This window comes from Pseudomonas sp. LB3P58 (assembly GCF_054897895.1).
This window is the reverse complement of record NZ_JBUBVE010000001.1, coordinates 467,725-489,472: the sequence shown is the minus strand read 5'-3', so window position 1 is coordinate 489,472 and position 21,748 is coordinate 467,725. Positions and strand designations below refer to the sequence as shown.

Below are 21,748 nucleotides of genomic sequence, written 5' to 3'. Positions count from 1 at the left end.
AAACCTGAATCAGCGCTTGTCGCGGCGCTTCTTGTCGGCCTTTTTGTGGTGCGACATCATGCGACGCTTCTTGTTGACCTGGCGATCGGTCAGCGAGTTCTTGTTGCCTTCGTACGGGTTCTCGCCGCCCTTGAACTCGATGCGGATCGGCGTACCGACCAGCTTCAAGACACGACGGTAAGTGTTTTCCAGGTAACGAACGTAAGACTTCGGCACCTTCTCGATCTGGTTACCGTGAATCACGATGATCGGCGGGTTGGCACCACCCAAGTGGGCGTAACGCAGCTTGATCCGGCGGTTGTTGACCATCGGTGGCGCGTGCTCACCGACCGCATCTTCCAGAATCGTGGTCAGGCGGTTGGTTGGCCAGCGGGTGACCGCAGACTTGAACGAGTTCTGTACGGAGGCGTAGAGGTTGCCCACGCCCGTGCCGTGCAGGGCCGAGATGAAGTGAATGTCGGCGTAGTCAACGAAGAACAGTCGACGTTGCAGCTCGACCTTCACGAAGTCGCGCTCGCTCGGCGTCATGCCGTCCCACTTGTTGATCGCGATCACCAGCGCACGACCCGACTCAATGGCGAAGCCCAGCAGGTTGAGGTCGTGGTCGACCACGCCTTCGCGGGCGTCCATCACAAAGATCACCACGTTGGCATCTTTGATCGCTTGCAGGGTTTTGACCACGGAGAACTTTTCAACTTCTTCGTGGATCTTGCCGCGCTTGCGCACACCGGCGGTGTCGATCAGCGTGTACTTCTCGTCGTTACGCTCGAACGGGATGTAGATACTGTCGCGGGTGGTGCCGGGCTCGTCATAGACGATTACCCGGTCTTCACCGAGCATGCGATTGACCAGGGTCGACTTGCCGACGTTCGGGCGGCCGATGATCGCGATCTTGATCCCGTCTTTTTCGCTAGGGCCAGGAATGCGCTTGGCTTCCTCGCCTTCGGCAACGGTCTCTTCCTCGCCTTCTTCCAGCTCGTCATCGTCTTTCGGGAAGTCGCTCAGGGCGATTTCCAGCATCTGGGTGATGCCACGACCATGAGCACCGGCGATCGGGATCGCGTGGCCCATGCCCAACGGGGCGAATTCAGCGCGGGCCATTTCAGGGTCGATGTTGTCGACCTTGTTGGCAACCACGTAAGAACGCTTGTTACGTTTGCGCAAATGCTCGGCGATCATCTGGTCGGCGGCGGTGAAACCGGCCTTGGCATCTACCAGGAACAGAACGACATCCGCTTCTTCAATGGCCAGCAGCGACTGCTCGGCCATTTTTTCGTCCATACCGTGCTCGTCACCGGAGATACCGCCGGTGTCGACCAGAATGTAGGAACGCCCTTGCCACTTGGCCTCACCGTATTGGCGATCACGGGTCAGACCGGACAAGTCACCGACGATGGCGTCGCGAGTCCTGGTCAGGCGGTTGAACAAGGTGGACTTGCCGACGTTCGGTCGGCCCACCAGGGCGATTACGGGAACCATGCGGCTCTCCACTTCGTTATTTCAGAAAATACAAAAGCCGCTGCTAGGCAGCGGCTGGTGCTCGGGGCAGCGCTTGAGGGCGCTGCGAACCCCTTGTTACGGGGCTGCCTGGGGTTTAACCCCAAGCATAGTCAAACCTTTACTTAATGGTCAGGGCTTCCAGTTTGCCGCTGTTGCCATACACATAAATCGTGTCGCCCACCACCAGCGGACGGGCACGCAGGCCGTCGCTGTCGATGCGCTCGCGGCCGACGAAACGACCGTCCACCTGGCTCAGCAGATGCAGGTAACCTTCCATATCACCGACTGCAACATAGCTGGAGAACACTTCCGGAGCCGACAGTTGACGACGGGCCAGCGAATCGTTGCTCCACAAAGCTGTGGTGGAACGCTCGTCGACGCCTTCAACGGTGCCCGAAGACAGGCTCACGTAGACGTTGCCAAAACCCTGGGCGACACCGGCATAGCTGGAAGCATCACGCTGCCAGAGCTGACGACCGCTTTCAAGATCCAGTGCCGCAACGCGACCCTGATAGCTGGCGACATACAGCGTACCGCCGGACAGCAGCAGGCCGCCGTCGATATCGACAACGCGCTCCAGTTCCGAACGACCTTGTGGAATCGCTACACGTTGTTCCCATACCGGCACGCCGTTGGAAATATCGAGAGCGACCACTTTACCGGTCGACAGGCCAGCCACCGCGAGGCGGTTGGTGACGATCGGCGCACTGGTGCCGCGCAGGGTCAATACCGCCGGAGTGCTGTCATACAACCAGCGCTGGGTGCCGGTAGCGGCATCCAGACCGATCAGACGGTCATCCTGAGTCTGAACTACAACGACATCACCGTTGTTGGCCGGCGGTGCGAGGACTTCACTGGACACGCGAGCGCGCCATTTCTCTTCACCGTTGATGGCGTCCAGGGCAACGATTTCACCCTTGATCGTACCGATCAGGAGCAGACCGTAACTGACGCCGACAGCGCCGGAAACAGACAGGTCGAGATCTTTCTTCCATTTGACGTCGCCATTGCTGCGATCCATCGCCATCACCACACCGGTGACGTCGGCGGCATAGATGGTATCGCCATCGATCGCCGGAACCAGCATGTTGTACGATTCGCCCTGACCGTCACCGATCGAACGACTCCACTGCTTTTGCAGAACCACTTCTTCTTTGAAGTCGGTCAACTCGGCTGGTGGCAGTTCTTTTTTGCTGTTGCTGCTGCAACCCGCGGCCAATATGGCCAGAGCCAGCAATGCTGCATGTTTCCAACGAATCACGTCACGCATCCCCTTTGGCCAGGTCGTCCAGCTTGATTTGTAGGCCACCCACTGCCGCTTCATCCGACAGCGCCGCCTTGGCTTTTTGATACGCCGCGTTCGCTTCGTCGGTACGACCCAACTGCACCAGCAGGTCGCCTTTAAGTTCTTCGCGAGTGGCCAGGAATGCTTTATCGGCATCACCTTCGAGCAGTTTCAGGGCTTCATCGGCCTTGTTCTGCGCGGCCAGCACCTGCGCCAGACGCTGACGAGCAATTTCGCCCAGCGCCGGGTTGGCCGGTTTAGCAACAATGGCTTTCAGTTCGCTGGCTGCGTCATCCAGTTTGCCGCTGTCGACCGCGACTTTTGCCACGAACAGGCTGCCGTACTGCGCGTAAGCGCTACCGCCGAACTCGCTGTTGAGCTTGCCGGCCAGGTCCGCAACACGGGCGGCATCAGGCTTGCCGTCTGGCGTCAGCGTGGTTTCCAGCAGTTGCTGATAGAGCATCGAGGCGCCTTGCGACTGATTGCTCTGATACTTGTGAAAGGCCTGCCAGCCGAACACGATGACCAGCGCCAACAGGCCGCCAGTGACCAGAGGCTTGCCGTTGCGTGTCCACCAGTCCTTCAAATCCGACAGCTGTTCGTCTTCGGTACTCGACACCCCAATACTCCTTAATCGCTAAATCGGCTGTTTGACAGCTTCAACCCTGCACGACGCAGGTGGCCAGGTGTGCAGCAAGCGCATCCCAGGCAATGCTTTGTTGTTCGCCCTGGCCACGCAGGGGTTTGAAACCTACCACTTGCTGGGCCATTTCGTCGTCACCGAGGATCAGCGCGTACAACGCACCGCTCTTGTCGGCTTTCTTGAATTGGCTTTTGAAGCTGCCGGCGCCGGCATTCACTTGCAGGCGCAGGTTGGGCAATTGATCACGAACACGTTCACTCAGGGCCAGACCGGCCAGCTCGGCGGCTTCACCGAAGGCGCAGAGGTAGACGTCGACCTGACGGGAAATCTCTTCCGGGATCTGCTCCAGGGTTTCAAGCAACAGCACTAGGCGCTCGATGCCCATGGCGAAACCAACGCCCGGGGTCGGCTTGCCGCCCATCTGCTCCACCAGACCGTCGTAACGACCACCGGCACACACGGTGCCTTGGGCGCCCAACTGGTCGGTGACCCATTCGAAAACAGTCTTGCTGTAGTAATCCAGCCCGCGAACCAGCTTCGGGTTGATCACGTAAGGAATGCCGGCGGTGTCTAGGCGAGCCTTGAGGCCCTCGAAGTGCACGCGGGATTCTTCGTCGAGGTAGTCGGCCATTTTCGGCGCGTCGACCAGCACGGCTTGAGTGTCAGCGTTCTTGGTATCCAGGACCCGCAAAGGGTTGGTCTTCAGGCGGCGCTGGCTGTCTTCGTCCAGCTTGTCCAGGCGGGCCGACAGGAACTCGACCAGCGCTTCGCGATAACGACCGCGGGACTCGGCAGTGCCCAGGCTGTTGAGTTCGAGCTTGACCGCATCACGGATGCCCAGCTCGCCCCACAGGCGCCAGGTCAGCACGATCAGCTCGGCATCGATGTCCGGACCGTCAAGGTTGAAGACTTCGCAACCGATCTGGTGGAACTGGCGATAACGGCCTTTCTGCGGACGTTCGTGGCGGAACATCGGGCCGATGTACCAAAGTTTCTGCACCTGGCCACCGCCGGTGATGCCGTGCTCAAGCACCGCACGCACACAGGCCGCCGTGCCTTCAGGGCGCAGGGTCAGGGAGTCGCCGTTGCGGTCGTCGAAGGTGTACATCTCTTTTTCGACGATGTCGGTCACTTCACCGATGGAGCGCTTGAACAGCTCGGTGAACTCGACGATTGGCATGCGGATCTGCTTGTAACCGTAGTTATCCAGCAAACGCGAGACGGTGCCTTCGAAATGACGCCACAGGGGAGTCTGCTCGGGCAGGATGTCGTTCATGCCACGTATGGCTTGCAGAGACTTGCTCACTATAAATCCTTAAATTCGTTCGACTTAGCCGCGCGCAATGACTGCTGCGTCAGCTGCGACCTTTTCGGCCGCTTTCTGACGGATCAAGCGTTCAAGCTCATCCACCAGATTGTCATTCGTCAGTTTCTGCGACGGCTTGCCGTCGATGTAAATCAGGTTTGGCGTGCCGCCGGTCAAGCCGATATGGGCTTCCTTGGCTTCGCCCGGTCCGTTGACCACGCAACCGATGACCGCGACATCCAGCGGCACCAGCAGGTCTTCGAGGCGCCCTTCCAGCTCGTTCATGGTTTTGACCACATCGAAGTTCTGCCGCGAGCAGCTCGGGCAGGCGATGAAGTTGATGCCACGGGAACGCAGGTGCAGGGATTTGAGAATGTCGTAGCCGACTTTCACTTCCTCGACCGGGTCGGCCGCCAACGAGATGCGAATAGTATCGCCAATCCCTTCGGCGAGCAGCATACCGAGGCCCACGGCGGATTTCACTGTGCCTGAACGCAAACCACCGGCTTCGGTGATGCCAAGGTGAAGCGGCTGGACGATTTCCTTGGCCAGCAAGCGGTAAGCGGCGACGGCCATGAACACGTCAGAAGCTTTCACGCTGACCTTGAAGTCCTGGAAGTTCAGGCGTTCAAGGTGCTCGACGTGACGCAGGGCAGATTCAACCAGCGCAGCCGGAGTCGGCTCGCCGTATTTCTTTTGCAGGTCTTTTTCCAGGGAACCGGCGTTCACGCCGATGCGGATCGGAATCCCCCGATCACGGGCGGCATCGACTACCGCACGCACGCGGTCTTCACGACCGATGTTGCCCGGGTTGATTCGCAGGCAGTCAACGCCCAGTTCGGCTACGCGCAGAGCGATCTTGTAGTCGAAGTGGATGTCGGCAACCAAAGGTACTTTGACCAGCTTCTTGATCTTGCCGAAGGCTTCAGCGGCATCCATATCGGGAACGGAAATTCGCACGATATCGACGCCAGCCGCTTCCAGACGATTGATCTGGGCCACGGTGGCAGCGACGTCATTGGTGTCGCTGTTGGTCATGCTCTGCACAGCGATAGGCGCATCGCCGCCAACAGGCACGTTACCGACCCAGATCTTGCGGGATTCGCGACGTTTGATTGGAGATTCGCCGTGCATGACTTATTGACCCAACTTCAGGCGAGCAGTCTCGCCACTGGTGAACGGAGCGACATCAACCACCTGCCCGTTGTAACTGACCTGCGCGCCACGGGCGAAGCCCAGACGCACGGAAAACGGTGGCTTGCCGCTCACGGAAACGTTTTCGCCTTTACGCTTGAGACCACTCAACAGCACCTTGCCGGTGCCATCGGTCACTTGCGTCCAGCAATCGGTAGTGAATTGCAGTTGAACCTGGCCTTGGCCGGCAACCGGAGCAGCCGCTGCTGGAGCGGGAATGGTCGGAGTCACCGAAGCGGATGCAGGCGGGGCTGATACGACAGGGGCAGTCGGGGCTGGCGATACCGGAGTAGCGACAACTGGCGCAGCGCTATGCGCGGGTGCGGTTGGCGCTGGTGCAACCGGTGCAGCAGGCGCAGTCGCCTCAGCTTCGGCCGGCGCTTCAGCCGACGTCTCGGCTTGCGGCAACGCAAGAGCGGTTGTGCCTTCAGCCTGACCTTCCGCGACGGCCTGGTCTTCCGGCTCGTCCAGCGGATGGATCTGGGTGGTGCCGTCAGCGCCTTCGACTTCAACGTGTTCCGGGCTCAGGCTCGTCAGGTCTTTGGTGCGCAATGAGGTTTGATCCTGCCACCAGACAAAACCACCACCAATAACAGCGATAAGCAATAGCAGGCTGACAATTCGTAAAATGGTGTGGGAAACCCGAACCGGCTCTTCGATACGTCCCAGGCTATGAACGTTGCTGCCCTGGGAGTCGGTGCCGGTGGATTGGTCGAACTGTTGGACCAGTACAGTTTGATCCATGCCGAGCAGTTTCGCGTAGGCGCGAATATAACCGCGAGCAAAGGTATGCCCAGGCAGCTTGTCGAAAGCGCCGGCTTCCAGATTGCTCAGGGAATTGACGGTGAGGTTGAGCTTGAGGGCCACTTCGGCCAGCGACCAGCCATTGCTTTCGCGGGCCTGGCGCAAAGTCTCACCGGGATTAACGCGATTCGCTGCTACAACTTCGGGATGCGCCGCTTTCATCATTGCTCCGACAGGTATTGCTGATATTCCGGCGTACCGGGATAGAGTCGTTTTAGTTGCAGGCCAAAACTGGCGGCCTTGTCGCGATCATCAAACACTTTTGCCAGCCGAACGCCGAGCAATAGACTACGTGCATTTTGCTCGGTGAGCTGGCTAAAACGATCGTAATAGTCACGCGCGGGCACATAATGCCTGTCTTCGAAGGACAACTCAGCCATTTCCAGCAATGCTCGTGGCTGTTGGCGATTCAAACGCAGGGATTTTTCCAGCTGCTGCTGCGCCAGATCGCGCTGCCCCAGCTTCGAAGCGGTCATTCCAAGGTTCTCGAACACCCGCGAACGCTCAGGATACAAGGTATCGGCGGCGGCCTGTTCAAAGCGCTCGTACGCCTCTTTGTAGCGTTTCTCTTCGAAAAGAAAACTGCCGTAGTTGTTCAGGATTCGCGCATCGTTGGGGCGGGAAGACAGCGCCTTGCGAAAATGCTGATCCGCCAGCTCCGGCTCCATCTCGGCCTGGAATACCAGACCCAGCGCAGCGTTGGCATCCGGATCCGAGTCATCCAGATCCAGCGCTTTCTTCAACGGTACTTTCGCCCGTTCGGTCATGCCCTGCTGCAAGTACCCCAAGCCCAGCTGCACATAGGCAACGCGCGCTTCATCGCGGCCCTTGCTGGTCTTCATCGGGTTGAAATCGCCCGACAGGACACAGCCAGCACACAGGCTGGCCAACAGCAAAAGCAGCGGTAAGCGCAGGGACATAGAGATCCTCTCTTAATTATTGTTCGCAGCGTTCTGTGCGATATCGTTTTCGGCGCTTAACTCACGCACGGCGATATAACGCTCGCTGCGACGGGTGCGATCCAGCACCTGTCCTACCAATTGGCCACACGCGGCATCGATGTCTTCACCGCGGGTGGTGCGTACGGTGACATTGAAGCCGGCATGGTGAAGCTGATCCTGGAAACGACGAATCGCGTTGTTGCTCGGGCGCTCGTAACCGGAATGCGGGAACGGGTTGAACGGAATCAGGTTGATCTTGCACGGGATGTTCTTGAGCAACTCGATCATTTCGACCGCGTGTTCGACCTTGTCGTTGATGTCCTTGAGCAACGTGTACTCAATGGTCAGCACGCGCTTCTCGCCCAGGGACGACATGTAGCGCTGGCACGACTCGAGCAGCATCTTAAGCGGATACTTCTTGTTGATCGGCACCAATTGGTTACGCAATGCGTCGTTCGGTGCGTGCAGGGACAACGCCAGGGAGACGTCGATGTGCTTGGACAGCTCATCGATCATCGGCACCACACCCGAGGTAGACAGGGTTACGCGGCGCTTGGAGATCCCGTAGCCCAGGTCATCCATCATCAGATGCATGGCGGCCACGACGTTGTCGAAGTTCAGCAGCGGCTCACCCATGCCCATCATCACCACGTTGGTGATGGCACGGTCGGCGGTCGCCGGGATGCTGCCGAACGATTTATTGGCAATCCACACCTGGCCGATGACTTCGGCGGCAGTGAGGTTGCTGTTGAATCCTTGCTTGCCGGTGGAGCAGAAACTGCAATCCAGGGCACAGCCTGCCTGGGACGAAACGCACAAAGTGCCGCGTTTGCCCTGGGGAATGTACACGGTCTCGACGCAGCTGCCGGACGCCACACGCACCACCCACTTGCGGGTGCCGTCGGTGGAGATGTCCTCGCTGACAACTTCAGGACCACGAACCTCGGCAATAACCTTGAGCTTATCGCGCAAGGCCTTGCTGACGTTCGTCATGGCGTCGAAATCATCGACGCCAAGGTGGTGAATCCATTTCATTACCTGACCGGCACGGAAACGCTTCTCCCCGATTGAGTCGAAGAATTTTTCCATTTCCAGCTGAGTCAGACCCAGCAGGTTGGTTTTTACAGTCGATGTAGTCATGGATTCACCTTCACTCTTAAGCCAATGCTTAGCGAGTGGTTACTTCAGTAGCTGCGAAGAAGTACGAGATTTCGCGAGCAGCAGCGGCTTCGGAGTCCGAACCGTGTACAGCGTTGGCGTCGATCGAATCAGCGAAGTCAGCGCGGATGGTACCGGCAGCAGCTTCTTTAGGGTTGGTAGCGCCCATCAGCTCACGGTTCAGAGCGATAGCGTTTTCGCCTTCCAGAACCTGAACGACAACCGGACCGGAGATCATGAAAGCAACCAGGTCGCCGAAGAAACCACGAGCGCTGTGCTCAGCGTAGAAGCCTTCAGCTTCAGCTTTGGACAGTTGCTTCAGTTTCGAAGCTACAACGCGCAGGCCAGCTTTTTCGAAACGAGTGGTGATCTCGCCGATAACGTTTTTTGCAACAGCGTCAGGCTTGATGATGGAGAAAGTACGTTGAACAGCCATGGTGTAACTCCAGAAACGGTAATTTGCGAAAAATTAAACCCGCGAATTATACGCGGGTTCTTTGGTATTGCCTAACTGCGTACGGCGCAGACTCAGTCTGCTTCTTCGATCCAGGCGGCCTGAATGGCTTCAAGCACCTTCTCGCCACCGCGGGTCGGATCATCACTGAACTCCGGCAATGCCAGCACCCATTTGTGCAGATCGACGAAGTTCACGTAACGCGGGTCCACATCCGGCTTGGATTCAGCCAGTTGGATCGCGATTTCCAGCACATCAACCCATTTCAGACTCATTTCAGTTCCTTGAATCAGTGCGCCGCTTCGGCCGCATGGTTGAGCGAGTATTTCGGAATTTCGACAGTCAGGTCTTCATTTCCGACGATCGCCTGACAGCCTAGACGCGATTGCGCCTCCAGACCCCAGGCCCGATCAAGAAAGTCTTCTTCCAGCTCGTCCGCTTCTTCCAGCGAGTCGAAACCTTCGCGGATGATGCAGTGGCAGGTGGTGCAGGCGCAGACGCCGCCACAGGCGCTTTCCATCTCGATATGGTGTTCGTGGGCCAGCTCGAGAATGGATGTGCCAGGCTCAGCCTCCACAACCATACCTTCCGGGCAGAACTTCTCGTGTGGCAGAAAAATGACCTGCGGCATCGTTATTCCTCAATCTCATTCAGGTTGCGCCCCGCCAGCGCGGCTTTCACCGTCGAGTCCAGGCGGCGGGCAGCAAAGGCGTCGGTCACTTGCGACAGACGTTTGGTCTGCTGCTCGATGGCGTAACCATCAGTACCTTTCATCAGTTCGGTCAGTTCCTGCATCTGCAATTCGATAACCATGCGCTCTTCGGCGTCGAGCAAGCGCTCGCCATCGACATCGAGGGCGCCCTGCACCGCTTCGATCAGGCGCTGGGCATCGACCTGCTGCTCACGCAACACCCGAGCGACCTTGTCGTCGTTGGCGTGCTGGAACGAATCCTTGAGCATCTTGGCGATTTCGCCATCCGTCAGACCGTAGGACGGCTTGACCTGGATGCTGGCCTCAATGCCCGAGCCCAGCTCGCGGGCAGAAACACTGAGCAGACCGTCGGCATCGACCTGGAAGGTCACGCGAATCTTCGCCGCACCGGCCACCATCGCCGGAATGCCGCGCAATTCGAAGCGTGCCAGGGAACGGCAGTCGCTGATCAGCTCGCGCTCACCCTGCAATACGTGGATCGCCATGGCCGACTGGCCATCTTTATAAGTCGTGAAGTCCTGAGCTCGGGCGACAGGGATGGTGGTGTTGCGTGGAATCACCTTCTCCATCAGGCCGCCCATGGTTTCCAGCCCCAGGGACAACGGAATCACGTCAAGCAACAGCAGTTCATCGCCATCGCGCTTGTTGCCAGCCAGGGTATCGGCCTGGATCGCGGCACCGATGGCCACCACTTGATCCGGATCGATTTCGGTCAGCGGCTCGCGGCCGAAGGCTTCAGCAACGGCTTCGCGGACGCGAGGCACACGGGTCGAACCGCCGACCATGACCACGGCATGCACTTCTTCCAGCTCGATGCCGGAATCACGCACAGCGCGGCGACAGGCTTTCAGGCTGCGGGCAACCATTGGCTCGATCAGCGCATTGAAGGCTTCACGGGTCAGCTCGGCTTTCCAGTCGCCATAAGCGACTTCAACGGACGAGGTATTGGTCAGGGCTTCTTTGGCCGCACAAGCGGTTTGCAGCAGATGGCGTTGCGCACCCGGATCGAGGTCGACGGACAGACCGGCGCTCTCGATGATCCAGCCAGCAATTGCGTGATCAAAGTCATCGCCGCCCAGCGCGCTGTCGCCGCCGGTAGCCAAAACTTCAAACACACCGCCAGTCAGGCGCAGAATCGAAATATCGAAGGTGCCGCCACCCAGGTCATAAATAGCGACCAGGCCTTCAGCGTGCTGATCCAGACCGTAAGCTACAGCGGCGGCGGTCGGCTCATTGAGCAGACGCAGCACGTTCAGACCGGCCAGCTTGGCCGCATCCTTGGTGGCTTGACGCTGAGCATCGTCGAAATAGGCCGGAACGGTGATCACCGCACCTACCAGTTCACCACCCAACGTCGCTTCGGCGCGCTGACGCAGCACTTTCAGGATATCGGCGGAGACTTCGACCGGGCTTTTCGGCCCCTGAATGGTGTCGATGAACGGCATGTGCGATTCACCGCCGACAAAGCGGTACGGCAGTTGATCGCCCAATTGCTTGACGTCGGACAGACCACGACCCATCAAGCGTTTGACCGACAGCACGGTGTTCAAAGGGTCGGTGGCGGCGGCCAGTTTGGCGGACTCGCCGACCTCGACACGATCGGCGTGATAGCGCACGGCAGACGGCAGGATGACCTGCCCGTCAGCGTCAGCCAGAGGTTCGGAAAGACCACTGCGCAATGCAGCGACCAGCGAATTGGTAGTGCCCAAGTCGATCCCCACAGCCAGACGACGCTGGTGCGGTTGAGGACTTTGGCCGGGTTCGGCGATCTGCAGTAGGGCCATCGTTATCAGGACTTATCTGTATATCAGGCGTGCGACCGGAGCGGCACTGGGTTAATCGTCGAGGCGCTCTTCTAACTGGCGCACTTCGTAGGTGAGCTTGTCGAGGAACTGCATGCGCCGCATCAGGCGTTCGGCCTGTTCACGTTGCGCTGCATCATCCCAACAGGCTGCGAAGCTTTCGTTCAGTTCATCCTGCGCAGTCTTCAGGCGACGCTTGAACACTGCAACACCCGCCAGGTCGGCGCTGTCTTGCAGGTCTTCGAGCTCTTCACGCAGCTCCATCTGCTGCAGAAGAAACTCCGGATCATGCACCGTGACCTCCAGCGGCAGCTCGCGACCGCCCATGGCGAGCAAGTAACGCGCGCGCTTTGGGGGACTTTTGAGCGTCTGGTAGGCCTCGTTGAGGCTCGCGGATTGCTCTAGCGCCAGCCGCTGCTCGCGCTCGGAAGCGTCTGCAAAGCGGTCCGGATGAACACCGCGCGCCAACTCACGGTAGCGCGTGGCCAACTGATCGAGATCCAGACGGAAGCTCGGTTTCAGCTCAAATAAAGCGAAATGACAAGGAGTACCCACGCGCAGCCTCAGATGTTGAAGCTTTCGCCGCAGCCACATTCACCGCGCACGTTGGGGTTGTTGAACTTGAAGCCTTCGTTCAACCCTTCCTTGACGAAATCGAGTTCGGTGCCGTCCAGGTAGGCCAGGCTTTTCGGGTCGATGATCACTTTCTCGCCGTGACTTTCGAACACCTGATCCTCTGCAACCACCTCGTCGACAAACTCCAGCACGTAGGCAAGGCCGGAACAGCCTGTGGTGCGAACACCCAGACGAATCCCTTCACCTTTGCCGCGCCCGTTGAGGGAGCGTCGCACGTGTTGAGCAGCCGCTTCTGTCATGCTGATAGCCATCGGTGACTCCTTACTCGTCGCCAAAACTTGAAAGTCAGATCAAGCCTTTCTTCTGCTTGTAGTCGCGAACGGCCGCTTTGATAGCGTCTTCAGCAAGTACGGAGCAGTGAATTTTTACTGGCGGCAGAGCCAGTTCTTCAGCCAGCTGAGTGTTTTTGATGGTCTCTGCTTCATCCAGAGTCTTGCCTTTCATCCACTCGGTCGCCAGGGAGCTGGAGGCGATAGCCGAACCGCAACCGTAGGTCTTGAACTTGGCGTCTTCGATGATGCCTTGCTCGTTAACCTTGATCTGCAGACGCATCACGTCGCCGCACGCTGGGGCGCCGACCATGCCGGTGCCGACATCAGGGTCTTCCGCGTCCATCTTGCCGACGTTGCGCGGGTTCTCGTAGTGGTCGATGACCTTTTCGCTGTAAGCCATGATTCTTAATCCTCACTCATCAGAGAGTCGCTCTTAAGCCCTGAAAACCTGCGTTTTACAGGGCCGGGTTGCGGCGACTTGAAATCAGTGTGCCGCCCACTCGATTTTCGAAATGTCGACACCGTCTTTGTACATATCCCACAGCGGCGACAGAGTGCGCAGCTTGGTAACGGCCTCGCAGACTTTCTGCGCGGCGTAGTCGATTTCTTCTTCGGTGGTGAAACGGCCGAAGGTGAAGCGAATCGAGCTGTGTGCCAGTTCGTCGTTGCGGCCCAGGGCGCGCAGTACGTACGAAGGCTCAAGGGAAGCCGAGGTGCAGGCCGAACCGGACGAAACCGCCAGATCCTTGAGCGCCATGATCAGCGACTCGCCTTCAACGTAGTTGAAGCTCAGGTTCAGGTTGTGCGGAACGCGGGCGGTCATGCTGCCGTTGATGTACAGCTCTTCCAGGCCTTCGACCTGCTTGAAGAAACGGTCGCTCAAGGCCTTGATGCGGATGTTCTCGGCAACCATGTCTTCCTTGGCTACGCGGAAGGCTTCGCCCATACCGACGATCTGGTGGGTCGCCAGGGTGCCGGAACGCATACCGCGTTCGTGACCGCCGCCGTGCATGGTCGCTTCGATGCGAACACGCGGCTTGCGGCTCACGTACAGTGCGCCGATGCCTTTAGGGCCGTAGGTTTTATGGGCAGAGAACGACATCATGTCGACTTTCAGCTTCGACAGGTCGATATCGACCTTGCCGGTGGACTGAGCAGCGTCGACGTGGAACAGGATGCCCTTGGAGCGGGTCAGTTCGCCGATGGCTGCGATGTCGTTGATGGTGCCGATTTCGTTGTTCACGTGCATGACCGAAACCAGGATGGTGTCGTCGCGCAGGGCAGCTTCGATCATCTCTGGGGTGACCAGACCATCAGTGCGAGGCTCGATGTAGGTGACTTCGAAGCCTTCGCGCTCCAGTTGGCGCATGGTGTCGAGGACAGCCTTGTGCTCAATCTTGGTGGTGATCAGGTGTTTGCCTTTGGTGGCATAGAAATGCGCCGCACCCTTGATTGCCAGGTTGTCGGACTCGGTGGCACCGGAGGTCCAGACGATTTCACGCGGGTCGGCGTTGACCAGGTCAGCGACCTGACGACGAGCGTTTTCGACGGACTCTTCAGCTTTCCAGCCGAACACGTGGGAACGGGACGCCGGGTTACCGAAGTTTCCGTCAACCAGCAGGCATTCACTCATCTTTTGCGCTACACGCGGATCAACCGGGGTGGTCGCAGAGTAATCAAGGTAAATCGGCAATTTCATGGACTATCTCCTAAATCAGGCTGGCTGGCGTGCCGCTAGCTCTTTGGCTGTCATTCGACGGCGGACGCTTCAATCTTGTCCAGGCGCGGCGCTTTGCTGTTGCAACGGCGCTGATCCTGACGCTGGGCTACTTCTTGTACCTCACGGCGAGTGACAAGGTCAGCCAAGCTGATACCGCTGAGAAATTCGTGAATCTGCAGGCTCAGATCGCACCACAAGTGGTGGGTCAGACAGGTGTCGCCTTGATGGCAATCACCTTGGCCCTGGCATTTGGTGGCATCGACCGATTCGTTCACCGCATCGATCACCTGAGCAACCTGGATACCCTGCATGTCGCGCGACAGCTGATAGCCGCCGCCTGGACCACGGACGCTGGACACCAGATTGCTGCGGCGCAATTTGGCGAAGAGCTGTTCGAGGTAGGACAGGGAGATGCCTTGGCGCTCGGAGATATCGGCCAGGGACACCGGCCCGTGCTGCGCGTGCAACGCCAGGTCAAGCATGGCAGTCACGGCGTATCGGCCTTTTGTAGTCAGTCGCATGGACAATTACCACGGAGTTCGGAATGGGGCGAGTATGCAATTCCCGAGTATTTAAGTCAACTATAAGACCTAGTACTTTAGTCAGGATTACCCGCAAAAGAGCGGGCGCATCATAGCAAAGGCTGGCCGCGAACAGCCAGCAATTGCTTGCGAAGGGGCCAGCCCGGAATTAGCTGGCCTGGCTCTGATCCTTGTCCTTCACACAGGCGAAGTCTTCTTCGCGCAGCTCAGGCAGATCTTTCGCACAGTAATTACTGCCCAGATCCTTCAACGCACCGCACATACCTTCCAGACGGCCGTCGACGGCCTGCAGGTGATCGAGCAACTGATTGATGGCACGCGCCACCGGGTCCGGCATGTCTTCGCCAACACCGTAGGCATCGAAACCAATCTTCTCGGCCATAGCCTTGCGCTTGGCGTCCTGCTCTTCATCGGATTTGACGATGATCCGCCCCGGAATACCGACCACAGTCGCCCCCGCCGGAACCGCCTTGGTGACCACGGCGTTGGAACCGACCTTGGCTCCAGCGCCGACCGTAAACGGACCCAGTACCTTGGCCCCCGCCCCGACCACCACGCCATCTTCAAGCGTCGGGTGACGCTTGCCCTTGTTCCAGCTGGTGCCACCCAGGGTCACGCCCTGATAAAGAGTGACATCATTGCCAATCTCGGCGGTTTCACCGATGACGATGCCCATGCCATGATCAATAAAGAAGCGACGACCAACCTTGGCACCCGGATGGATCTCAATCCCGGTCAACCAGCGACCGAAGTTTGACACCAACCGCGCCAACCACTTCCAGCCCATGCCCCACAGGGCTGACGACAGGCGATGGATCCAGATGGCGTGCATGCCCGGGTAGCACGTCAGGACTTCAAAGGCGTTGCGCGCTGCCGGATCACGATGGAAAACACTCTGGATATCTTCACGCAAACGCTCGAACATTTTTAATCCTTCCGCTTAAGAAGCTCGCCACGGGCCGCTTTTTGGGTTTCCGTGAGGATGCCACGCAATATATTCATTTCCGCCCGGCTGACCGAGCTGCGTCCGTACAACCGGCGCAGGCGCGCCATCAAGTGCCGTGGTTTTTCCGGATCGAGGAACTCAATGGCCACCAGGGTTTGCTCCAGGTGCTCATAGAATCGCTCCAGCTCATCCATGGTCGCCAGCTCACCACTTTTGGTGGACGCCACTTCATCCTTCTCGACCTTGCTCGGCTGACCTTGGGCCGCGAGCCAGGACATACGCACTTCATAGCTCAACACCTGCACCGCTGCCCCAAGGTTCAGCGAACTGAACTCAGGGTCTGAGGGGATGTGCACGTGATAATGACATCGCTGCAGCTCCTCATTGGTCAGGCCGGAATCTTCACGACCAAAGACCAAGGCGATCTCAGCACCCTGCGTTGCTTCCTCGACCACTTTCACACCGCATTCGCGGGGATCGAGCAACGGCCAGGGAATGCGACGATCACGGGCGCTGGTGCCAAGCACCAGATTGCAGCCGACCAAGGCATCTTCCAAGGTGGCGACGACTTGCGCGTTTTCAAGGATGTCACCGGCACCGGAAGCACGAGCATCGGCTTCGTGATGCGGAAACAACCGCGGTTCGACCAGCACCAGCCGCGACAGGCCCATGTTCTTCATGGCACGCGCAGCCCCGCCGATATTCCCGGGATGGCTGGTATTGACCAGGACGACACGAATGTTTTGCAGCAAGGGAGGCGCTCTCGAACACTTTAATGGGAGCAGAATCTTACAGCTCAACCTACCGTTAAGCTATGAAAGCGAACACTGACCTTCACCTGTAGAAAAGTTCTGATAGAATGCCCGGCTTTCTTTAACAACCTTAGGTGACACATCCATGCAGCCCATGCTGAATATCGCGCTGCGCGCCGCCCGCAGCGCCAGTGAATTGATCTTCCGCTCCATCGAGCGCCTGGATACCATCAAGGTCGACGAAAAAGACGCCAAGGATTACGTATCCGAGGTGGATCGCGCCGCCGAACAGAAAATCATCGACGCGCTGCGCAAGGCCTACCCTACCCACGGCATTCTCGGTGAAGAAACCGGCATGCACCCGGGTAGCGGCGAAGGCGAAGACTACCTGTGGATCATCGACCCACTGGACGGCACCACCAACTTCCTGCGCGGCATTCCTCACTTCGCCGTCAGCATTGCCTGCAAATACCGCGGTCGCCTGGAACACGCTGTTGTTCTGGACCCGGTTCGCCAGGAAGAATTCACCGCCAGCCGTGGTCGCGGCGCCCAACTGAACGGTCGTCGTCTGCGCGTCAGCGGCCGCACCAGCCTGGACGGCGCCCTGCTGGGTACCGGCTTCCCGTTCCGCGATGACCAGATGGACAACCTCGACAACTACCTGGGCATGTTCCGCGCTCTGGTTGGCCAGACTGCCGGCATCCGCCGCGCTGGCTCGGCGAGCCTGGACCTGGCTTACGTAGCGGCCGGCCGTTTCGACGCATTCTGGGAGTCAGGCCTGTCCGAGTGGGACATGGCTGCAGGCGCCCTCCTGATTCAGGAAGCAGGCGGCCTGGTGAGCGACTTCACCGGCGGTCACGACTTCCTTGAGAAAGGCCACGTTGTTGCCGGTAACACCAAGTGCTTCAAAGCAGTACTGACGGCGATCCAGCCGCACCTGCCGGCCTCGCTGAAGCGCTAAGCGAGCAGCCACAAAAAAGCACCCTTCGGGGTGCTTTTTTTATGCCCGAAATTTGTGCCTCACCACCAACCCCTTGTGGGAGCGGGCTTGCTCGCGAACGCGGTCTAACATTCAGCATTTATAGCGAATGACACACCGCTTTCGCGAGCAAGCCCGCTCCCACATTGGGTTTTGGGTGTTTCCGAGACCGGATTTCAGGCACAAAAAAAGCACCCCGAAGGGTGCTTCTTTTTGAATCTCAAACCTGAGTATTTAGCGATTCTCTTCGTTCTGCCCCAGGATCAGCTTGCCTTCCTTGTCGACCGGAATCTGGTTGCCCGGATCGCGATCCATCCGTACTTTGCCTTCCTTGCCGTCCAACGAATAACGGACGTCGTAACCTACGACCTTGTCACTGATGTCATTCACGGTGTTACACCGCGTCTGAGTCGTGGTGTAGGTGTCGCGCTCCTGCATGCCTTCCTGAACCTTGTTGCCCGCGTAACCACCGCCAACTGCACCTGCTACGGTGGCAATCTTCTTGCCGGTGCCACCACCGATCTGATTACCGAGCAAACCACCCGCCAACGCACCGACCACGGTACCGGCGATCTGATGTTGATCTTTCACCGGCGCTTGCCGGGTTACTGCAACGTCCTTGCATACTTCACGTGGTGTCTTGATTTGTGTCTTGACCGGTTCAACGGCTAAAACTTGCGCATACTCAGGGCCGCTTTTTTTGACCAGGCTGTAGGTGGCAACAGCAACCCCGGCCGTCACACCAACAGCACCCAATACTGCACCAACCAGCATCGACTTGTTCACATGAACCTCCTGACCATCACATGCGGGACATGCCCGCGCTTCTCCCAGCCTTGGAGCATAAAAAAAGGCGCGAGTTCAACACTCGCGCCTTTTCGGTCGACAGCTGGAAAACGATAGCCGTTATGGACGGTCGTCGACTTCCTTATCGGTAGCCACTGTAGGAATCAGATCCTCGGTGCTCAGGTTCAGCCAGATCAGCACGACGTTGGCGATGTAGATCGACGAGTAAGTACCCGCCAACACACCGATAAACAGCGCGATGGAGAAGCCGAACAGGTTGTCGCCACCAAAGAACAACAGGGCCGCGATCGCCAGCAAAGTGGAGATCGACGTTGCCATGGTCCGCAGCAGGGTCTGGGTAGTCGAGATGTTGATGTTCTCGATCAAGGACGCCTTGCGCAGCACACGGAAGTTCTCACGAACCCGGTCGAATACCACGATGGTGTCGTTGAGCGAGTAACCAATGATCGCCAGTACCGCCGCCAGTACCGTCAGGTCGAAGGTGATCTGGAAGAACGACAGAATACCGATGGTCACGATCACGTCATGGATCAGCGAAACGATGGCACCGACCGCAAACTTCCACTGAAAGCGGAAAGCCAGGTAGATCAGGATGCCGCCCAACGCCATCAGCATGCCGAGGCCGCCTTGGTCGCGCAGCTCTTCACCGACCTGAGGGCCCACGAATTCGACGCGCTTGACCACCGCCGGGTTGTCGCCACCGACCTTCTGCAAGGCCTCGGCCACCTGGTGACCCAGCTGCGGGTCTTCACCTGGCATACGCACCAGCAAATCGGTGGTCGCACCGAAGCTCTGTACGATCGCCTCGTGATAACCCGCTGTAACCAGCTGCTCACGCACCTTGGTGACATCGGCCGGACGCTCGTAGGTCAGCTCGATGAGCGTACCGCCGGTGAAGTCCAGGCCCCAGTTCATGCCCTTATGAAAGACACTGAACATTGCCAGAGCAGTAAGGAACAATGTGACGCCGAACGCAAAGTTGCGAACGCCCATGAAGTTGATTGTACGTAACATGGCAGCCCCTTAAATCCACAACTTCTTGAAGTCACGACCGCCGAAGATCAGGTTGACCATCGCGCGGGTCACCATGATGGCCGTGAACATCGAGGTAAAGATCCCGAGGGACATGGTCACTGCGAAGCCTTTGACCGGGCCGGTGCCCATGGCAAAGAGAATCCCGCCGACCAACAGAGTGGTCAGGTTGGCGTCGAGAATCGCGGTAAATGCCCGGCCGAAGCCTTCGTTGATTGCCCGTTGTACGGTCATGCCCGCCGCGATCTCTTCACGTATCCGCGAGAAGATCAGAACGTTGGCGTCGACCGCCATACCCATGGTCAATACGATACCGGCGATACCCGGCAGGGTCAGCGTTGCACCCAGCAGCGACATCAGGGCCAGCAACAGCACCATGTTCACCGCCAGAGCGACGGTGGCGATGATGCCGAAGAAGCGGTAGATGGCCATGATGAACAGCGAGACAAACAGCATGCCCCACAGCGATGCATCGATACCCTTGACGATGTTGTCGGCACCCAGGCTCGGGCCAATGGTGCGCTCTTCAGCGAAGTACATCGGTGCAGCCAGACCACCGGCACGCAGCAGCAGCGCCAGTTCGGACGACTCGCCCTGACCGTTCAGGCCAGTGATGCGGAACTGAGCACCCAGCGGCGACTGAATGGTCGCCAGACTGATGATCTTCTTCTCTTCCTTGAACGTCTGGACCGGCACGTCTTTCTCGACGCCATTGACCACTTGCTTGACGTAAGTGGTAACCGGACGTTGCTCGATGAAGATCACCGCCATGCTGCGACCGACGTTGCTGCGAGTCGCACGACTCATCAGCTCGCCACCGTGGCCATCCAGACGGATGTTCACTTCTGGCGTGCCGTGCTCGCCGAAGCCAGCCTTGGCGTCAGTCACCTGGTCGCCAGTGATGATCAGGCCACGCTCGATCTGTGCTGGCGGACGCTTGCCTTCACGGAACTCGAAGGTTTCGGAAGTGGCTTTCGAAGCGCCAGGCTCAGCGGCCAGACGGAACTCAAGGTTGGCCGTCTTGCCGAGGATACGCTTGGCTTCGGCGGTGTCCTGCACGCCTGGCAGCTCAACCACGATGCGGTTGGCGCCCTGACGCTGGACGATTGGCTCGGCAACACCCAGTTCGTTGACGCGGTTACGTACCGTGGTCAAGTTCTGCTTGATGGAGTATTCGCGGATTTCCGCCAGCTTGGCCGGGGTCATCGCCAGACGCAGCACCGGTTGGCCATTGAGGTCGGCCGGAACAATGTCGAAATCGTTGAAGCTCTTGCGGATCAGCGTACGGGCTTGTTCGCGGGCTGCTTCATCAGTGAAGCCCAGCTGAATGGCACCATTGAGTTGCGGCAGGCTGCGATAGCGCAGTTTCTCTTTACGCAACAGGCTCTTGACGTCGCCTTCGTAGACTTTCAGGCGCGCATCGAGCGCTTTGTCCATGTCCACTTCCAGCAGGAAGTGCACACCACCGGACAAGTCCAGACCCAGCTTCATCGGGTGCGCGGCCAGGCTGCGCAGCCATTGAGGGGTGGTTTGTGCCAGGTTCAGTGCAACGACGTAGTCATCACCCAATGCCTTGCGCACGACGTCCTTGGCAGGCAGCTGATCTTCAGCCTTGGTCAGACGAATCAAACCGCCCTTGCCGTTTGCTGCCAGGGTGGCCGCCTTGACGTTGATCCCGGATTCCTTGAGCGCTGCGCTCACACGATCCAGATCAGCCTGATTGACTTGCAGCGCAGTGCTTGCACCGCTGACCTGAATGGCCGGGTCATCAGGATATAGATTGGGAGCGGAATAAATCAGACCGACCGCCAGCACCGCCAGGATCAGAATGTATTTCCACAGAGGGTATTTGTTCAGCATCACGCCGCCCGCTTATGACGCGGGGCGCCTTGCGCGCCCCGTCGATTGAGTAGAAGTTGGAACTTAGATCGCTTTCAGCGTGCCTTTTGGCAGCGTGGCGGCGATGGCGCCTTTCTGGAACTTCATTTCGATGGTGTCGGAAACTTCCAGAACAACGAAATCGTCTGCCACTTTAGTGATCTTGCCGGCGATACCACCGGTGGTCACAACTTCGTCGCCTTTCTGCAGGCTGCCCAGCAGGTTCTTCTGCTCTTTGGCGCGCTTGGCCTGTGGACGCCAGATCATCAGGTAGAAGATGACCAGGAAACCGACCAGGAAAATCCACTCAAAGCCGCCGCCCATTGGGCCTGCAGCAGGTGCAGCAGCGTCAGCCATGGCGTTAGAGATAAAAAAGCTCATTTAG

Annotated in this window: 24 protein-coding genes; 1 reads left to right on the top strand and 23 read right to left on the bottom strand. The window is 58.5% G+C overall.

The features are described 5' to 3' along the window. Positions 1 to 9 precede the first annotated feature (9 nt). The 19 genes from der to trmJ form a co-directional block, all read right to left on the bottom strand. Positions 10 to 1,479 (bottom strand): ribosome biogenesis GTPase Der, encoded by a 1,470-nt coding sequence (der, locus tag ACYZTZ_RS02245; protein ID WP_056743201.1) that lies wholly within the window; start codon positions 1,477 to 1,479, stop codon positions 10 to 12. A 139-nt stretch (positions 1,480 to 1,618) separates the two neighbouring features. Beyond that, positions 1,619 to 2,770 carry an outer membrane protein assembly factor BamB gene (bamB, locus tag ACYZTZ_RS02240; RefSeq protein WP_056743199.1) on the bottom strand — a complete coding sequence of 384 codons (1,152 nt, stop codon included), beginning with the start codon at positions 2,768 to 2,770 and terminating at the stop codon, positions 1,619 to 1,621. Next, on the bottom strand, positions 2,763 to 3,404 hold the full coding sequence (locus ACYZTZ_RS02235) for a tetratricopeptide repeat protein (protein WP_033061474.1): 642 nt from the start codon (positions 3,402 to 3,404) through the stop codon (positions 2,763 to 2,765). The genes bamB and ACYZTZ_RS02235 overlap by 8 nt, the downstream gene beginning before the upstream one ends. A gap of 40 nt (positions 3,405 to 3,444) precedes the next feature. Beyond that, entirely contained in the window at positions 3,445 to 4,734 is a 1,290-nt protein-coding gene (gene hisS, locus ACYZTZ_RS02230) for a histidine--tRNA ligase (RefSeq protein WP_282375262.1), read from the bottom strand. Positions 4,735 to 4,758: 24 nt separating this feature from the next. Continuing rightward, positions 4,759 to 5,868 (bottom strand): flavodoxin-dependent (E)-4-hydroxy-3-methylbut-2-enyl-diphosphate synthase, encoded by a 1,110-nt coding sequence (gene ispG / locus ACYZTZ_RS02225; protein WP_046046035.1) that lies wholly within the window; start codon positions 5,866 to 5,868, stop codon positions 4,759 to 4,761. A 3-nt stretch (positions 5,869 to 5,871) separates the two neighbouring features. Continuing rightward, entirely contained in the window at positions 5,872 to 6,894 is a 1,023-nt protein-coding gene (locus ACYZTZ_RS02220) for a RodZ domain-containing protein (protein WP_461997082.1), read from the bottom strand. Continuing rightward, a complete protein-coding gene (gene pilW / locus ACYZTZ_RS02215) occupies positions 6,894 to 7,652 on the bottom strand; it encodes a type IV pilus biogenesis/stability protein PilW (protein ID WP_461997081.1) in 759 nt (252 codons plus the stop codon). Before pilW ends, ACYZTZ_RS02220 begins: the two co-directional genes overlap by 1 nt. 12 nt (positions 7,653 to 7,664) lie before the next feature. Further along, positions 7,665 to 8,813: a dual-specificity RNA methyltransferase RlmN gene (rlmN, locus tag ACYZTZ_RS02210; RefSeq protein ID WP_033061468.1), complete on the bottom strand. Its 1,149-nt coding sequence runs from the start codon at positions 8,811 to 8,813 to the stop codon at positions 7,665 to 7,667. Between the two features lie 28 nt (positions 8,814 to 8,841). Continuing rightward, positions 8,842 to 9,267, bottom strand: coding sequence for a nucleoside-diphosphate kinase (ndk, locus tag ACYZTZ_RS02205; protein ID WP_007916882.1), 426 nt, complete (start codon positions 9,265 to 9,267; stop codon positions 8,842 to 8,844). A 92-nt stretch (positions 9,268 to 9,359) separates the two neighbouring features. Further along, positions 9,360 to 9,560, bottom strand: coding sequence for a Fe-S cluster assembly protein IscX (gene iscX, locus ACYZTZ_RS02200; RefSeq protein ID WP_008147746.1), 201 nt, complete (start codon positions 9,558 to 9,560; stop codon positions 9,360 to 9,362). Positions 9,561 to 9,574: 14 nt separating this feature from the next. Then, positions 9,575 to 9,916 carry an ISC system 2Fe-2S type ferredoxin gene (gene fdx, locus ACYZTZ_RS02195; RefSeq protein ID WP_046046032.1) on the bottom strand — a complete coding sequence of 114 codons (342 nt, stop codon included), beginning with the start codon at positions 9,914 to 9,916 and terminating at the stop codon, positions 9,575 to 9,577. 2 nt (positions 9,917 to 9,918) lie between these two features. Further along, positions 9,919 to 11,781 carry a Fe-S protein assembly chaperone HscA gene (gene hscA / locus ACYZTZ_RS02190; protein ID WP_461997080.1) on the bottom strand — a complete coding sequence of 621 codons (1,863 nt, stop codon included), beginning with the start codon at positions 11,779 to 11,781 and terminating at the stop codon, positions 9,919 to 9,921. A gap of 51 nt (positions 11,782 to 11,832) precedes the next feature. After that, entirely contained in the window at positions 11,833 to 12,354 is a 522-nt protein-coding gene (hscB, locus tag ACYZTZ_RS02185) for a co-chaperone HscB (protein WP_008070981.1), read from the bottom strand. A gap of 8 nt (positions 12,355 to 12,362) precedes the next feature. Beyond that, a complete protein-coding gene (gene iscA / locus ACYZTZ_RS02180; RefSeq protein ID WP_007903589.1) occupies positions 12,363 to 12,686 on the bottom strand; it encodes an iron-sulfur cluster assembly protein IscA in 324 nt (107 codons plus the stop codon). Positions 12,687 to 12,720: 34 nt separating this feature from the next. After that, entirely contained in the window at positions 12,721 to 13,107 is a 387-nt protein-coding gene (gene iscU, locus ACYZTZ_RS02175) for a Fe-S cluster assembly scaffold IscU (protein ID WP_003443374.1), read from the bottom strand. Positions 13,108 to 13,191: 84 nt separating this feature from the next. After that, entirely contained in the window at positions 13,192 to 14,406 is a 1,215-nt protein-coding gene (locus ACYZTZ_RS02170; RefSeq protein WP_074873944.1) for an IscS subfamily cysteine desulfurase, read from the bottom strand. Between the two features lie 50 nt (positions 14,407 to 14,456). Then, entirely contained in the window at positions 14,457 to 14,948 is a 492-nt protein-coding gene (iscR, locus tag ACYZTZ_RS02165; RefSeq protein ID WP_007903581.1) for a Fe-S cluster assembly transcriptional regulator IscR, read from the bottom strand. Between the two features lie 169 nt (positions 14,949 to 15,117). After that, positions 15,118 to 15,894, bottom strand: a complete 777-nt coding sequence (gene cysE, locus ACYZTZ_RS02160) for a serine O-acetyltransferase (protein WP_033061461.1) — start codon at positions 15,892 to 15,894, stop codon at positions 15,118 to 15,120. Positions 15,895 to 15,896: 2 nt separating this feature from the next. After that, on the bottom strand, positions 15,897 to 16,667 hold the full coding sequence (gene trmJ, locus ACYZTZ_RS02155; protein WP_046046028.1) for a tRNA (cytosine(32)/uridine(32)-2'-O)-methyltransferase TrmJ: 771 nt from the start codon (positions 16,665 to 16,667) through the stop codon (positions 15,897 to 15,899). Between the two features lie 145 nt (positions 16,668 to 16,812). On the opposite strand from trmJ, the gene suhB reads away from it, so the two are divergent. Continuing rightward, the gene (suhB, locus tag ACYZTZ_RS02150) at positions 16,813 to 17,628 is read left to right on the top strand and encodes a type III secretion system regulator SuhB (protein WP_033061458.1); all 816 of its coding nucleotides are present in this window, start codon (positions 16,813 to 16,815) and stop codon (positions 17,626 to 17,628) included. A 252-nt stretch (positions 17,629 to 17,880) separates the two neighbouring features. On the opposite strand, the gene ACYZTZ_RS02145 is transcribed toward suhB, so the two are convergent. The 4 genes from ACYZTZ_RS02145 to yajC all read right to left on the bottom strand — a co-directional run bounded on the left by ACYZTZ_RS02145 (position 17,881) and on the right by yajC (position 21,744). Then, positions 17,881 to 18,432, bottom strand: coding sequence for a glycine zipper 2TM domain-containing protein (locus tag ACYZTZ_RS02145; protein ID WP_461997079.1), 552 nt, complete (start codon positions 18,430 to 18,432; stop codon positions 17,881 to 17,883). Positions 18,433 to 18,552: 120 nt separating this feature from the next. Continuing rightward, positions 18,553 to 19,467, bottom strand: coding sequence for a protein translocase subunit SecF (secF, locus tag ACYZTZ_RS02140; protein WP_461997078.1), 915 nt, complete (start codon positions 19,465 to 19,467; stop codon positions 18,553 to 18,555). 9 nt (positions 19,468 to 19,476) lie between these two features. Beyond that, positions 19,477 to 21,345: a protein translocase subunit SecD gene (gene secD, locus ACYZTZ_RS02135; RefSeq protein WP_056743181.1), complete on the bottom strand. Its 1,869-nt coding sequence runs from the start codon at positions 21,343 to 21,345 to the stop codon at positions 19,477 to 19,479. A 63-nt stretch (positions 21,346 to 21,408) separates the two neighbouring features. Further along, positions 21,409 to 21,744 carry a preprotein translocase subunit YajC gene (yajC, locus tag ACYZTZ_RS02130; protein WP_046046023.1) on the bottom strand — a complete coding sequence of 112 codons (336 nt, stop codon included), beginning with the start codon at positions 21,742 to 21,744 and terminating at the stop codon, positions 21,409 to 21,411. Positions 21,745 to 21,748 lie beyond the last annotated feature (4 nt).